This is a genomic window from Pedococcus sp. P2_D7, assembly GCF_056404295.1.
Genome location: NZ_JBFUEH010000001.1, coordinates 216,923 through 229,764, shown reverse-complemented (window position 1 = coordinate 229,764; position 12,842 = coordinate 216,923). Strand labels below are relative to the sequence as shown.

Genomic DNA, 12,842 nt, shown 5'->3' with positions numbered 1-12,842 from the left:
TAGATTGGTCGGATGAACGCACTGGACCGCTTCTCCCTGGCCGGCCGCGTCGCTGTCGTCACCGGCGGCACCCGAGGGCTGGGAGCCGGCTTCGCGCGCGCCCTCGGTGACGCAGGGGCGGCCATCGTCCTCGTGGGGCGCGACGCCGAGGCGGCCGAAGACGTGCTGGGATCGTTGCGCGACAACGGCATCCGGGCCGACTTCGTCGCTGCTGACGTCACAGTCGCCGAGGACGTCCACCGGGTGCTCGACACAGCGCTGTCCCTCCACGGCCGGGTCGACGTGCTGGTCAACAACGCGGGCGCGTGCGTCCACGCCCCGGCCCTCGACGTGACCCCCGAGGACTGGCGGGCTGTCATGGCCGTCAACCTGGACGCGGTGTGGACCTGCTCGCAGACCTTCGGTCGGCACTTCGTCGACCAGGGCGGAGGGTCCATCGTCAACATCGGGTCGATGTCCGGCTTCATCGTCAACCGCCCCCAGTGGCAGCCTGCCTACAACGCGTCGAAGGCTGCGGTGCACCACCTGACTCGAAGCCTGGCCGCGGAGTGGGCCCCGCACGGCGTGCGCGTCAACGCCCTCGCCCCTGGCTACATCAAGACCGACATGTCGCCCGTCGACGACCCGAAGTTCCGCCAGCACTGGATCGACGACGCCCCCATGCAGCGCTACGGCACGGTCGAGGAGCTGGCCCCGGCAGTCATCTTCCTCGCCAGCGATGCCTCCTCGTTCGTCACCGGGTCGGTGCTGGTCGCCGACGGTGGCTACACCGCGTTCTGAGGCTGGACACGGCAGAACCCCCGCCGCAGGGGGGCGAGGGCTCTGGTCCGGGGGTCCGTGTGCGCTAGGCGATGGCCGGCTTCGGGACGGTGTGCCGTGCGGCGATGCCGACCTCTTCCTCGACCGGCACCCGGCGAAGGTGCATGAAGCCGAGCAGTGCGAGGACGAGCATCGCTGCTGCGCCGAGGAAGCTGGCCCACGCGGCATACATCGCGATCTTGCCCATGGTGCCGAAGGCGTAGGCGTTGAGAAGCAGTCCACGCAGGGTCTCACCCTTGAAGGCGAGGTCGACCATGGCCTTGGCCTTGGGGTCGTCGGGGTTCGCCCGGGCGGCGGCGCTCAGCTCCGAGTAGGTCTTCCCACCGGTCGACTCGTCGAGGTGGACCTTGATGTAGTGGTCGGCCCACGCCTTGGCCTGCGCACCCGTGGTGAGCTGCTGCCCGGCGTACTGCTCGAGGTAGGGCTTGACCAACGGGTCGTTCAGCTGCTCGCTGCCCTTGGCAGGGAAGGTGATGTGCTGGGCCGAGAGCTGGGACTGGACCTCGTTGTCCACGAACGTGCTGGCCCAGGTCATCAGTCCCCCGACCACGAGCAGGACCGCTGCGACGATCAGGCCGCCGGTCGTGAGCAGGGCATCCAGGGTGCGTCGTCGCATGGTGGTGGTTCCTCCTTCGGGCGCCTAGCACCCGGGTTGTATTCCGTTCTGACACTTCAACTCTGGCGGTGCCAGAGGCGGGCGATCAGGGCCGAAGGTCCTGTGTTCGATATCCGCCCTTGACGACGAACCGACGACCGGACAGCGAGTCGGGGTGGATGCGCATGATGCGGGGCTTGGGGGCGTCGTGCCACGGGTGCACCGGCAGCCGCATCGCCTCGAGCGCGTCGTCGAGCTGGTAGACCTCGTGGGCGACCCCACGGATCACGACGCTCCACGCCTCGGCCCGCTCGACGTCGTAGCCGTCGACCTCGAAGGCGACGAAGGTGCCGTCCGCGGACGTGAACAGGGTGCCCGAGCCGGTCCGGAACACCACCGTCCCGTGGTCGACCGCGTAGTTGACCGGGAAGATGTCGGGACGCCGGTCGTGCACGACGGCAAGGCGTCCGACGACCCCTTCCCGCAGGGCTCCCCAGCACTGCGCGACCGTGAGCTCCTGCATCGGCGCCCGGTCGGGACCGGCGCGGCCGGCCCGGTCGTGGGAGTCCTGGGCCTGGGGGTTCTTCTGCGTGTCCATGGGACGACGATCCCCCTGGTGCTGCTCAGTGTTCAGGGTCCAAGGTCCCTGTCCTCGTGCGGCCTCCGGTCGGACGCTGTGAGGGAGCCCCATCACCGTGCGGGCCCACAGCAGAGGAGGAAGACATGTCGTCCACCATGACCGGTCCCGTTGTCGTCGGGGTCGACGGGCAGCCACCGTCCGACCGCGCGCTCGACTGGGCGATCGCCGAGGCGCAGCGGGTCAAGGCGCCCCTCCACCTCGTCAACGCGCGCACGATGCCCCTGCGTGGCCCGAGCGTCGAGTCGGGCTTCGCGGTCCACACGACCGAGTCCGACGAGATCCTGGGAGCCGCGACCGAGCGGGTCCGCGCGCTCGCGCCCAGCCTGACCGTGACCATCGCAGCCGCCTACCGCAACGCCGCCGCCCTGCTCCTCGAGGAGTCGCGCGGCGCCACCTGCCTGGTCGTCGGCGCACAGGGCAGGAGCGCACTGGGGAGTGTCTTCCTGGGGTCGACCTCGCTCGACGTCGCCGCCCACGCCCCCTGCCCCGTCGTGGTCGTGCGCGAGCTCCCCCACCAGCTCCCCGACCGTCCCGGCGTGGTCGTCGGGTCGGACGGGTCGGAGGTGTCCGAGGCCGCGATCGCCGCGGGGTTCGAACAGGCCGACCGGCTCGGCCTGCCGCTGACCGTGGTCCACGCGTGGTACCTCGACTCGGCGGGCGCGGGCCTGGCGGCGCTCGAGACCGCCGACCTGCGCCAGGAGGTCGCCGAGGAGGAGTCGGCGGTCGCCTCGGAGGCGGTGGCGGGCTGGTCCGAGAAGTACCCCGACGTGACCGTGCGGCAGCGCACCCTGCGGGCCCACCCGGTGCAGGCGCTGGTGGACCTCTCGCGCGGAGCCGAGCTGGTCGTCGTCGGGAGCCGGGGACGCGGCGGCTTCGCCGGCCTGCTCCTCGGATCGGTCAGCCAGGGTGTGCTCCACCACGCCCACTGCCCGGTGATGGTGGTCCGGTCGGACGGGGGTGCGTGATGGCTGACATCGTGCGCCCGACCGACCACACCGGCCTGGTGGTGCTCGACCTCGACGACTGCCTCGCGAAGCTGCTCGAGGTGCCGGTGGGCCGGCTTGCCTTCCAGCTCGACGGCGAGCTGTCGATCCTGCCCGTCGTCCACACGCTCGACGGCATCGACGTCTGCTTCCGGACCACGGGTGACTCGAAGATCCAGGCTGCGGTCGACCGCGACCCCGTCGCGTTCGAGGTGGACCAGTTCGACGGGTCCGCGCGGACCGGCTGGAGCGTGCTCGTCCAGGGCACGGCCATGGTCGTCGACGACGAGGCTGACATCCGCAGGCTCGACCACGCGGCGCGGGCATCGTGGGTCCCACCCCACGAGGGACCGAGCACCTGGGTGCGGGTCCGCACCCAGAGCATCACCGGTCGGGCGTTGGTCTGACTCCCTGCCCGGCGACGTAGACCGCCGCCTGGGTGCGCCGCTCCATCCCGAGCTTGGCCAGTACCGACGTGACGTAGTTCTTGACGGTCTTCTCCGCCAGCGAGAGGGACTCACCGATCTGCCGGTTGGTCAGGCCCTGGGCGATGCAGTCCAGGATGCGACGCTCCTGCGGCGTCAGGCTGGCAAGCCTCGGGTCGGTCGGCTGCTCATGGCCCCAGGCCTTCCTCAGCCGCTCCACCACGTCAGGGGCGAGGAGCGACTCCCCCGCGGCAACCCGACGGATGGACGTCACCAGGTCGGCCCCACGGACATCCTTGAGCACGTAGCCGGCGGCGCCGGCGGCCACCGCGGCAGTCAGCGCCTGTTCGTCGTCGTAGGACGTCAGGATGATCGCGCGGATGTCCGGGTCCACGGACCTGACGTCGCGGCACACGTCGATCCCGGACCCGTCCGGGAGCCGTGCGTCGAGGACCATGACGTCGGGTCGCAGGGCCGGGATCCGACGAGCAGCCTCCTGGGCCGAGCCGGACTCGCCCACCACCTCGAGGTCGTCCTCCACCTCGAGCAGCTCACGCAAGCCGCGACGAACCACCTCGTGGTCGTCCAGCAGGAACACCGTGATGCTCATGGGCGATCACTCCCTCTCCGGTGCGAGCCTACCCAGCCGCGCCACGGCATACCCGGCAACGCGGGCAACGACGCGCAGTGACGACGCGCGTGCGCCACCGAGGTTCACACCGAACCGCGACGCACGACCACGACGGGGCTGGCCGAACGACGCATCACGCCGTGGCTGACCGAGCCGAGCATCAGCCCGGCGAAGCCGCCATGGCCCCGGCTGCCGACCACGACGAGGCCGGCGTCCCGAGCGGCGTCGACCAGGACGTCCTCGGCCCGTCCCGGCTCGGCGACCCCCGTGACGTGGACAGCGGGTTCGCGCTCCCTGGCCTGGCGGACCGCCTCGTCGACGGCGGCTCTGGCGGCCAACGCCCACGGCTGCTCCGACGCAGTCGTGAGCAGGGCTTCCTGGAACGTGTCGGGGTACGGGGAGAGCGACGGCGACGGGTAGGCACCCACGATCCGCAGTGGCGCCTGCCAGACGCGGGCGAAGGCCAGGGCAAGCGAGACGGCGGCGAGCGCTCCTCGTGACCCGTCGACTCCCACCACCACCGGCAAGGAGGGACCGGGGTGGCGGTTCGCCCCCTCACGCACGACGACGACGGGACATCTCGCGTGCGCGGCCACGGCGAAGGAGACCGATCCCAGGACGGCCGTCTGCAACGCACTGCGTCGGCTGCGGCCGACGACCACGAGCCCGGTCTCGCTCGACCGCGCGACGAGCTCCCCGGCCGGCCCACCGACGACGGCCACCGCGCCGACTGCGAGCTCGCGGTCGCAGGACCTGGCGAGGTGCACACCCCGCGCGGCCATGGCCCGGCTGACGCTCCCGAGGTCCGGAGCGGGCGCGATGGCGCCGATGCCGATGGGGGTCTGGACAGGAGGGTCCGTGGCACTCAGGACGGTGAGCCCAGATCCCAGCCGGGCGGCCTCCACGGCCGCCCACTGGACCGCTGCGACCGAGGCGGCACCGTCGTCGAACCCGACGACGACCGGTGCCCCCACCAGGTCGGACGAGGGCAGCCGGTGACCGGCAGGCGACTCGGTGTGGGGTCGCGACGTCATGTCCTGACCATGCCAACCGCGACCCGGGGCGGACAGGGCCGAAAGTCCTGCGACGCGTGGGGGGCTAGTCGGTGGGCGGTGCCAACGGCACCTGCCAGTCGAGCACCGTGCCGCCGGCAGTCGCCGCCGCGAGCTCGAAGCGACCACCTCGACTGCTCGCGCGCCGCGCGAGGTTGTCGAGTCCGGACCGGGTGGCGTCGGCCGCCGCGCCGACGCCGTCGTCGAGGACCCGGACCAGGACCGTGTCGGACACCTGGATGAGGACCTCGACCTGACTGGCCCGGGCGTGCCGCGCCACGTTGCTGAGCCCCTCCCGCACCACCGCCAACAGGTCTGCCGCGATCTGCTCGGGAACGTCCGCGACGTTGCCACGCATCGTCAGGGACGGCGCGAACCCCAGACCCACGACAGCGCCCTCGCAGATGGTGGTGACCTCGGAGGCCAGGCTGCGGGCGTCCGGCGCACGGTTGAGCGCGAAGATCGTGTGTCGGATGTCCTTGATGACCGCGTCCACCTCGTCCACCGCGGTCTCGATGCGTTCGCGCGCAGTCGGCTCGCTGGTGAGGCGGCTCGCGGACTGCAACGACATGCCGGTGGCGAACAAGCGCTGGATGACGTGGTCGTGCATGTCCCTGGCGATCCGGTCGCGGTCCTCGAGGAGGTCGATGCGCGCCTTTTCGCGCTGCGCACTGGCGGCGGTGAGACCCACGGCCAGTCGCTGGGCGAAGTCGAGCAGGGGCGCGGAGGTGCCACCCAGCTCAGCCGGCAGTCCGCGTACCACCAGGACGCCCAGAGCCTGGTGGGTCCCCACCGAGAGCGGGACCACGACGTGGTCCGCCGCCGGATCGGGCTCAGCCGGCGCCGCTGCCAGCACGGCCCGCGTCTCCGCGTCCTCGAGCACGTCGCCGACGTCGGCCGCCTCCGGCCCCGCCGAGGCCACGACGACCAGGTCGCGACCCGAGGGCTGGGCGATGAAGGCACCCTCAGCACCCGTGAGGGCGAGCACGCGCCGGACAGCATCGGAGAGCACCTCGGCCTCCGATTCCCCGGCGAGCAGCGCCGACACGAGGTCTCGGGTCGCCTCGCCCCAGTGCTGCTGGGTGACACTGCGGTGGTAGAGCCGGGCGTTGTCGATCGCCACCCCGGCCGCTGCCGCCAGCGCGGTGAGGATCGTCTCGTCGTCCGCGCTGAAGCGTTCGGCGTTGCGCTTGTCGGTGAGGTAGAGGTTGCCGAAGACCTGCTGGCGGATCCGCACCGGTGCCCCGAGGAAGCTCGTCATCTCCGGGTGGTTGGGAGGGAAGCCGTAGGAGTCGGGGTGGTCGCTGATCCGGTCGACGCGCTGGGGGTGGGGACTGGTGATGATCATGCCGAGCAGACCCCGCCCGTGCGGCAGCGGACCGATGGCCGCTCGGTCCTCCTCCGAGATCCCGTGCGTGACGAACTCGATGAGCTCCTCGCCGTTGGGGCCCAGCACGCCCAGGGCGCCATAGGTCGCGTCGACCAGCTGACAGGCCGACTCGACGATGCGCCGCAACACGGCCGCCAGCTCCAGGTCCGACGTCACGACCACCACGGCGTCGAGGAGGGCCTCGAGCCGCGCCTGCGCCGTCCGTGCACTGCCGGCGCGGGACCTGAGCTCCTCGAGAAGGTCGTCGAGGTCGAGCCCGGAGAGTCGGGCGATGCTGCCTGGCCCTGGGTCCGCCGGTCCCACCTGGTCTGCCACGGGGCCCATCGTAGGTCGTGAGGGGTCGCGGGATGCGGACCGAACCGGGTTCGTCAGCCCACCGGGTCCGCCTCGACCTCGACCACCACGTCCCGCACCCCCGGCCCGGTCGCCACCATGGCGGCCGCGATCCGCGCATCCCCACCGGGCCGCACCCCGGTGACCGTGACCACCCCACGGGATACGGAGGCATGCCAGGAGGACCGGTCCACCTCCGCGAAGTCCCGGACCACTCGCAGCCAGATGTCGGCGTCGCGACTGGCCAGTGCCCTGATGACGTCGCTGCGGCTCACCATCCCGGCGAGCTCTCCGTTGCCGCCGACGACGGGCAGGCTCTTCCACCCGGTGTCCGCGAGGGTGCGCGCCACATCCGCCACGTCGCTCGACTCATGGGCGACCACGGGGTCGGCAGTCATGACCTCGCGGACCGTGGCGGGCCACGGTTGGACCGGGCCGTCGTCGACCGGCCGGAGGTGGGCTCGGGGGTCCGCCGCGACATGGAGCCGCAGGACGTCCGCCTCACTGAGTATGCCGACGACCCTCCCGTTCGCGTCGATCACCGGCAGCGCGGAGATGTGGTGCTCCGCCAGGACACGCACCGCCGCGTCGAGGGCCGAGACGTCCCTGACCGAGACGACCTCACGGGTCACCAGCTCACGGACCAGCATCGTTCGCTCCTCTCACCGACGAGAGGTGCATCGTGATCGGCACCCCTTCGTCCCTCGAGCCTGGGTCCACGACGCCCGCCACGACAGGGTCCTTCGTCCCTGCCCGTTGCGGATGTCGGTGCAGCGCCTAGATTGGGGATGACCGTCCCGCCGCTCGAAGGAGAACTCATGGCCACCACCCGCACCGCCGTCGCCCACTGGGAGGGCTCCCTCTTCGAGGGCGCCGGCAAGGTCAACCTCGAGTCATCCGGGGTCGGGACGTTTGACGTGTCATGGCCCGCGCGAAGCGAGGAGCCGAACGGGAAGACGAGCCCAGAGGAGCTGATCGCTGCAGCGCACTCGAGCTGCTTCAACATGGCCCTGTCCCTGGTCCTCGACAAGGCCGGCAACCCCCCGACCTCGCTGGACACCACCGCCAGGGTGACCTTCCAGCCGGGCACCGGCATCACCGGAAGCGCCCTCTCCGTCGTCGGCAACGTCCCCGGTATCACCGCCGAGCAGTTCGAGGAGGCGGCCCAGGACGCCAAGGCCAACTGCCCGGTCAGCCAGGCGCTCAAGATCCCGATCACGCTGGAGACGAGCTTCACCGGCTGAGGCCGGGGGCTCGGTCGAGTCAGGAGCGCAGAGCCGTGATGGACGCCTGGTGGGTGTCCGACGCCGGGCTCGAGGAGCACGACGTCAGGCAGGTCGACGACCTCCTCCGCCGCGACGACGGCTTCGTCTGGGTGGACGTGCCCGACTTCGACGACGCGGCCGAGGCCCTCCTGCGCGACCACTTCCACGCCCATCCGATGGTCGTGAAGGCTTGTCGCGAAAGGAACTTCGTGCCGTCCGTGCACGGCTACGAGCACCACACCTTCGTCATCGTGCACACCCCGCTGGCCGGCGAGGGCGGCCACGTCCACATGCTCGAGCTCGACCAGCTCGTGGGCCGCCGTTACCTCGTGACCGTGCACGGGCCGCGCAACCCGGCTGTCGCGCTCTCCGATGCGACGGAGGAGACCCGCACCGTCCAGGAACGGATGCGGGCGGGGCGGTTCCGGCCCAAGACCCCGAGCGAGCTCTCCTACGCGATCGGGTCGGCGGTGGCGCGGCGGCAGAGCGCGGCGGTCAAGGACGTCGCGAGCCGGCTTCCGGCCCTCGAGATGCGGGTCATGGGCTCGGACTTCCACCAGCCCGAGGAGCTGCTCGAGGAGCTCTTCCTCCTCCGGCACGAGCTGCTCATCTCACGCACCCAGGCCGGCCAGGCGCACGAGATCTACGGGCGACTGGCCTCGCTCGAGCGGTTCGCCAGCGAGGAGTCGCAGCGCCACGCACGCGACCTGTCGGAACAGTTCGACCGGGTGCGCAGCCTCGCCGACGGCGAGAGCCAGTTCCTCTTCGGCGTCATCGAGCTCTACCAGACCAGGGTCACCACGAAGATGACCGTGGCGATGGAGCGGCTGGCCGTCATCGCGGCGATCACCCTGCCGGTCACCGCGATCGCGTCGATCTACGGCATGAACGTCATCGTCAACGGCAGCACCCACTGGGTGCAGCTCATCATCGTGCTCGTCGTGATGGCCTCGATCAGCCTGTGGCTGCTGCGCTGGGCGCGGCGCCAGGGCTGGTGGTGAGCCAGCCCCGGCGCCCACTCATGCAAAAGGCGAGTTAGCGCCGGCGTCTGCCGGCGCTAACTCGCCTTTTGCATGGATGAGCGACGGGTGAGGGGTCTAGAAGTCCTCGTCGAAGCCGACCGAGCCGGACACACCGACCTGGTAGGCCGAGACACGGCGTTCGAAGAAGTTCGAGAGCTCCTGCACGTCCTGCAGCTCCATGAACGCCAACGGGTTCTTGGAGCCGTACTCCGGCTCGAGCCCCAGCTGCTCCAGCCGGCGGTCGGCCACCGACTCGAGGTAGGTGCGCATGTCGGTCGTCGAGAGCCCCGCCACTCCCCCGCCCAACAGGTCCTGCGCGAACTGGGCCTCGGCGTCGACGGCGTCACGCATCATCGCCCGCACCTGGTCGGCGAGCTCGTCGTCGAAGAGGTCCGGCTCCTCACGGCGCACGGTCTCGACCACGTCGAACGCGAAGGCCATGTGCATCGACTCGTCGCGGAACACCCAGTTGGTGCCGCTCGCGAGACCGTTGAGCAGGCCGCGCGAGCGGAGGAAGTAGACGTAGGCGAACGCGCCGTAGAAGAACAGCCCCTCGATGCAGGCCGCAAAGCAGATCACGTTGAGCAGGAACGCCCGGCGGTGCTCCTTGGTCTCCAGCGAGTCGAGGTCGAACACCGAGTCGATCCACCGGAAGCAGAAGTCGGCCTTGTCCTTGATCGACGGGATGTTGTCGACCGCCGCGAAGGCCTCGTGCCGCTCCTTCTCGTCGGGCACGTAGGTGTCGAGCAGGGTCAGGTAGAACTGCACGTGCACGGCCTCCTCGAACAGCTGACGGCTCAGGTAGAGCCGGCCCTCCGGAGAGTTGATGTGCTGGTAGAGGTTGAGCACCAGGTTGTTGGCGACGATGGTGTCGCCGGTGGCGAAGAACGCCACGAGCCGCCCCACCAGGTGTCGCTCGGCCGCCGTGAGTCGCTGCAGGTCCTTGAGGTCGGAGTGCAGGTCGACCTCCTCGACGGTCCAGGTGTTCTTGATGGCGTCGCGATAGCGCTCGTAGAACTGCGGGTAGCGCATCGGCCGCAGGGTGAGGTTCATCCCCGGGTCGAGCAGCATCTTCTCGGTCGTGCTGGTGACAGTCATTCGCAAGCCTCACAGGTCTCGGGGTTCTCGAGGGAGCAGGCGATCGCTGCCTCGTCGGTCAGGATGGTGGGAACCAGCGCGGTCGCTGGGGTGGCCCTCACACTGGTGGTGGTGGCCTGCTGGATGCGGGTCGCCGGGCGCGACCTCAGGTAGTAGGTCGTCTTGAGCCCGGCCTTCCACGCGTAGAGGTACATCGAGCTGAGCTTCCCGATCGTCGGCGACGCGAGGAACAGGTTGAGCGACTGGCTCTGGTCGATGTAGGGCTGGCGGGCCGCGGCGAGCTCGATGAGCGACTTCTGGGGCAGCTCCCACGCGGTGCGGAAGAGCACCCGCACGTCCTCGGGGATCTCGGCGATGCCCTGCACCGAGCCGTCGCTGCGCTTGATCGCCTCGCGCACCTCGGGGGTCCACAGCGCCCGCGCCTTCAGCTCGCGGACCAGCGCCGTGTTGACCTGGAGGAACTCTCCCGACAGCGTCTCGCGCTTGAACAGGTTGGACACCTGCGGCTCGATGCACTCGTAGGCGCCCGCGATCGACGCGATGGTGGCCGTCGGCGCGATGGCGATGAGCAGTGAGTTGCGAAGTCCGTTCTCCTTGATGGCCTTCCGCACCAGCTCCCAGCGCTCCGTCTGGGTCGGGGTGACGTCCCAGAGGTCGGGCTGCAGGTCACCGCGCGCCGCGCGCGTCTGCTCGTATGCCGGGTGGGCGCCATGGTCGGCGGCCAGCTGGCTGGAGCGCTCCAGGGCCGAGAGGTAGACCTCCTCGGCGATTCGCGTGGACAGCTCCTTCGCCTCGGGCGAGTCGAACGGCAGCCGCAGCGCGAACATCACGTCCTGCAGCCCCATCACGCCCAGCCCCACCGGGCGCCAGCGCGGGTTCGACGCCGCGGACTCCTCGCTCGGGTAGTAGTTGATGTCGATCACGCGGTCGAGGTAGGTGACCGCGGTACGGACCGTCGCGCGCAGCTTCTCCCAGTCGACGGCGTCGCGACCTGGGGTGAGGTGCTGGGCGAGGTTCACCGAGCCGAGGTTGCAGACGGCAGTCTCGTCGTTGCTGGAGACCTCGATGATCTCGGTACACAGGTTCGACAGGTGCACGACCGGGGCTCCCGGTCGCTGGTCGTCGCTGGTCTGGTTGCAGGTGCGGTTGCTGGCGTCCTTGAAGGTCATCCAGCCGTTGCCCGTCTGGGCCAGGGTCCGCATCATCTTGCCGTAGAGCTCCCGCGCGCTGACCTGGCGCACGAAGCGCCCGTCGCGCTCCGCCGCGGCATACGCCTCCTCGAAGGCCGGCCCCCAGAGGTCTGGCAGCTCGGGCACCTCGTTCGGGTCGATCAGGCTCCACTGCTCGTCGGCCTCGACACGACGCATGAACTCGTCGGGCACCCAGTTGGCGAGGTTGAGGTTGTGGGTGCGCCGGGCGTCCTCGCCGGTGTTGTCGCGCAGCTCGAGGAACTCCTCGATGTCGGGGTGCCACGGCTCGAGGTAGACGCACGCGGCACCCTTGCGACGACCGCCCTGGTTGACCGCCGACACCGACGAGTCGAGGGTGCGCAACCAGGGGACGATGCCGTTGGAGTGGCCGTTCGTGCCGCGGATGAGCGCCCCGCGTGACCGCACCCGCGACCACGAGATGCCAATGCCACCAGCGAACTTCGAGAGCTTCGCGACCTGCGCGTAGCGGTCGTAGATCGACTCGAGCTCGTCCTGCGGGGAGTCGACGAGGTAGCACGACGACATCTGGGTGTGGCGGGTGCCGGAGTTGAAGAGGGTCGGCGAGCTGGGCAGGTAGGCCAGCGACGCCATCAGCCGGTAGAACCCGATGGCCTCCTGGGGCGTGTGCGACAGCCCGCAGGCGACGCGCAGCATGAAGTACTGCGGCGTCTCCAGGACCATCCGGGTGTCGGGGTGGCGCAGCAGGTAGCGGTCGTAGACGGTGCGCAGCCCGAAGTACTCGAACCGGCGGTCGTTGGTCACGTCCACCGCGTGGTCGAGCTTGCGGGCGTTCGCCTCGACGAAGGCAGCGGTCTCGTCACCGATGAGCCCCTCGAGGTGGCCGAGCCGCACGGCCTGGCTGAACGACGCGATCTGCTGACCGCGCACCTCCTTGTCGATGTAGTTCGACAGGAGGCGGGCGGCCAGCCGCGAATACTCGGGCTCTGCGGCCGTCATCTCCGCAGCGGTCTGGATCGACAGCCGGTCGAGCTCGGCGGTCGTGGCCCCGTCGTAGAGGCCGCTGATGGTGCGGGTGGCGATGGCCATCGGGTCGACCTCGGTGAGGTCGTCGCACCAGCGCTCCACCGCCCGGACGATCTTCATGACGTCGACGGGTTCGCTGTCGCCGTTGCGCTTGCGCACGGCCATGCTGGCGCGGCGGGGCGCCTGGGACTCGGTGGCCAGGGGTCCGGCCTGTCGTCCCGTCGCCGGGTCCTCGATGACCTCGGTGGTCGTGTCGGTCACTGCTCTCTCCTCGCGAGCGATTCGGTGCCGCGGGTCGAGGAGGGGACGACGACACAGCCACCGCCTCCGGGAACCGGGGTGCAAGTCGACTGTGCATGTCGTGTGACCCGCCCTCGAGGCCACGACTCACCGC

The 12,842-nt window shown here is 70.3% G+C and carries 13 protein-coding genes; 5 read left to right on the top strand and 8 right to left on the bottom strand.

The genetic code is table 11. The annotated features are described in order from the left end of the window. Positions 1-12: 12 nt before the first annotated feature. Positions 13-780 (top strand): SDR family NAD(P)-dependent oxidoreductase, encoded by a 768-nt coding sequence (locus tag AC1DWJ_RS01085; RefSeq protein WP_457256717.1) that lies wholly within the window; start codon positions 13-15, stop codon positions 778-780. A 64-nt stretch (positions 781-844) separates the two neighbouring features. Here the strand turns inward: AC1DWJ_RS01085 and AC1DWJ_RS01080 are convergent, their stop codons facing one another. Both AC1DWJ_RS01080 and AC1DWJ_RS01075 read right to left on the bottom strand, forming a co-directional pair. Beyond that, positions 845-1,435: a hypothetical protein gene (locus tag AC1DWJ_RS01080; protein WP_457256719.1), complete on the bottom strand. Its 591-nt coding sequence runs from the start codon at positions 1,433-1,435 to the stop codon at positions 845-847. 85 nt (positions 1,436-1,520) lie between these two features. Continuing rightward, on the bottom strand, positions 1,521-2,012 hold the full coding sequence (locus AC1DWJ_RS01075; protein ID WP_457256720.1) for a pyridoxamine 5'-phosphate oxidase family protein: 492 nt from the start codon (positions 2,010-2,012) through the stop codon (positions 1,521-1,523). Between the two features lie 125 nt (positions 2,013-2,137). Between AC1DWJ_RS01075 and AC1DWJ_RS01070 the strand changes: the two genes are divergently transcribed. Together AC1DWJ_RS01070 and AC1DWJ_RS01065 are read left to right on the top strand one after the other, a co-directional pair. Next, positions 2,138-3,019: a universal stress protein gene (locus AC1DWJ_RS01070; RefSeq protein WP_477619792.1), complete on the top strand. Its 882-nt coding sequence runs from the start codon at positions 2,138-2,140 to the stop codon at positions 3,017-3,019. Beyond that, positions 3,019-3,444 carry a pyridoxamine 5'-phosphate oxidase family protein gene (locus tag AC1DWJ_RS01065; RefSeq protein WP_457256722.1) on the top strand — a complete coding sequence of 142 codons (426 nt, stop codon included), beginning with the start codon at positions 3,019-3,021 and terminating at the stop codon, positions 3,442-3,444. The genes AC1DWJ_RS01070 and AC1DWJ_RS01065 overlap by 1 nt, the downstream gene beginning before the upstream one ends. Here the strand turns inward: AC1DWJ_RS01065 and AC1DWJ_RS01060 are convergent. The 4 genes from AC1DWJ_RS01060 to AC1DWJ_RS01045 all read right to left on the bottom strand — a co-directional run bounded on the left by AC1DWJ_RS01060 (position 3,422) and on the right by AC1DWJ_RS01045 (position 7,518). Beyond that, positions 3,422-4,072, bottom strand: coding sequence for a response regulator (locus tag AC1DWJ_RS01060; RefSeq protein WP_457256724.1), 651 nt, complete (start codon positions 4,070-4,072; stop codon positions 3,422-3,424). The genes AC1DWJ_RS01065 and AC1DWJ_RS01060 overlap by 23 nt on opposite strands. Before the next feature lie 104 nt (positions 4,073-4,176). Next, entirely contained in the window at positions 4,177-5,127 is a 951-nt protein-coding gene (locus AC1DWJ_RS01055) for a universal stress protein (RefSeq protein WP_457256726.1), read from the bottom strand. 64 nt (positions 5,128-5,191) lie between these two features. Then, on the bottom strand, positions 5,192-6,850 hold the full coding sequence (locus tag AC1DWJ_RS01050) for a GAF domain-containing sensor histidine kinase (RefSeq protein WP_457256728.1): 1,659 nt from the start codon (positions 6,848-6,850) through the stop codon (positions 5,192-5,194). Between the two features lie 53 nt (positions 6,851-6,903). Further along, a complete protein-coding gene (locus AC1DWJ_RS01045; protein WP_457256730.1) occupies positions 6,904-7,518 on the bottom strand; it encodes a CBS domain-containing protein in 615 nt (204 codons plus the stop codon). 168 nt (positions 7,519-7,686) lie between these two features. On the opposite strand from AC1DWJ_RS01045, the gene AC1DWJ_RS01040 reads away from it, so the two are divergent. Continuing rightward, positions 7,687-8,112, top strand: a complete 426-nt coding sequence (locus AC1DWJ_RS01040) for an OsmC family protein (RefSeq protein WP_457256731.1) — start codon at positions 7,687-7,689, stop codon at positions 8,110-8,112. A gap of 38 nt (positions 8,113-8,150) precedes the next feature. After that, entirely contained in the window at positions 8,151-9,134 is a 984-nt protein-coding gene (locus AC1DWJ_RS01035; protein WP_457256823.1) for a magnesium transporter CorA family protein, read from the top strand. Between the two features lie 96 nt (positions 9,135-9,230). Here AC1DWJ_RS01035 and AC1DWJ_RS01030 read toward each other — a convergent pair whose 3' ends face one another. After that, complete coding sequence (locus AC1DWJ_RS01030) at positions 9,231-10,253, bottom strand: ribonucleotide-diphosphate reductase subunit beta (protein ID WP_477619791.1); 1,023 nt, start codon at positions 10,251-10,253, stop codon at positions 9,231-9,233. Continuing rightward, positions 10,250-12,709: a ribonucleoside-diphosphate reductase subunit alpha gene (locus AC1DWJ_RS01025; RefSeq protein ID WP_457256733.1), complete on the bottom strand. Its 2,460-nt coding sequence runs from the start codon at positions 12,707-12,709 to the stop codon at positions 10,250-10,252. The genes AC1DWJ_RS01030 and AC1DWJ_RS01025 overlap by 4 nt, the downstream gene beginning before the upstream one ends. Positions 12,710-12,842: the final 133 nt, after the last annotated feature.

Bases quoted from the DNA above. Each gene is read 5' to 3' on its own strand.
- AC1DWJ_RS01085 (WP_457256717.1), top strand. From the start codon at position 13: ATGAACGCACTGGACCGCTTCTCCCTGGCCGGCCGCGTCGCTGTCGTC.
- AC1DWJ_RS01080 (WP_457256719.1), bottom strand. From the start codon at position 1,435: ATGCGACGACGCACCCTGGATGCCCTGCTCACGACCGGCGGCCTGATC.
- AC1DWJ_RS01075 (WP_457256720.1), bottom strand. From the start codon at position 2,012: ATGGACACGCAGAAGAACCCCCAGGCCCAGGACTCCCACGACCGGGCC.
- AC1DWJ_RS01070 (WP_477619792.1), top strand. From the start codon at position 2,138: ATGTCGTCCACCATGACCGGTCCCGTTGTCGTCGGGGTCGACGGGCAG.
- AC1DWJ_RS01065 (WP_457256722.1), top strand. From the start codon at position 3,019: ATGGCTGACATCGTGCGCCCGACCGACCACACCGGCCTGGTGGTGCTC.
- AC1DWJ_RS01060 (WP_457256724.1), bottom strand. From the start codon at position 4,072: ATGAGCATCACGGTGTTCCTGCTGGACGACCACGAGGTGGTTCGTCGC.
- AC1DWJ_RS01055 (WP_457256726.1), bottom strand. From the start codon at position 5,127: ATGACGTCGCGACCCCACACCGAGTCGCCTGCCGGTCACCGGCTGCCC.
- AC1DWJ_RS01045 (WP_457256730.1), bottom strand. From the start codon at position 7,518: ATGCTGGTCCGTGAGCTGGTGACCCGTGAGGTCGTCTCGGTCAGGGAC.
- AC1DWJ_RS01040 (WP_457256731.1), top strand. From the start codon at position 7,687: ATGGCCACCACCCGCACCGCCGTCGCCCACTGGGAGGGCTCCCTCTTC.
- AC1DWJ_RS01035 (WP_457256823.1), top strand. From the start codon at position 8,151: ATGGACGCCTGGTGGGTGTCCGACGCCGGGCTCGAGGAGCACGACGTC.
- AC1DWJ_RS01030 (WP_477619791.1), bottom strand. From the start codon at position 10,253: ATGACTGTCACCAGCACGACCGAGAAGATGCTGCTCGACCCGGGGATG.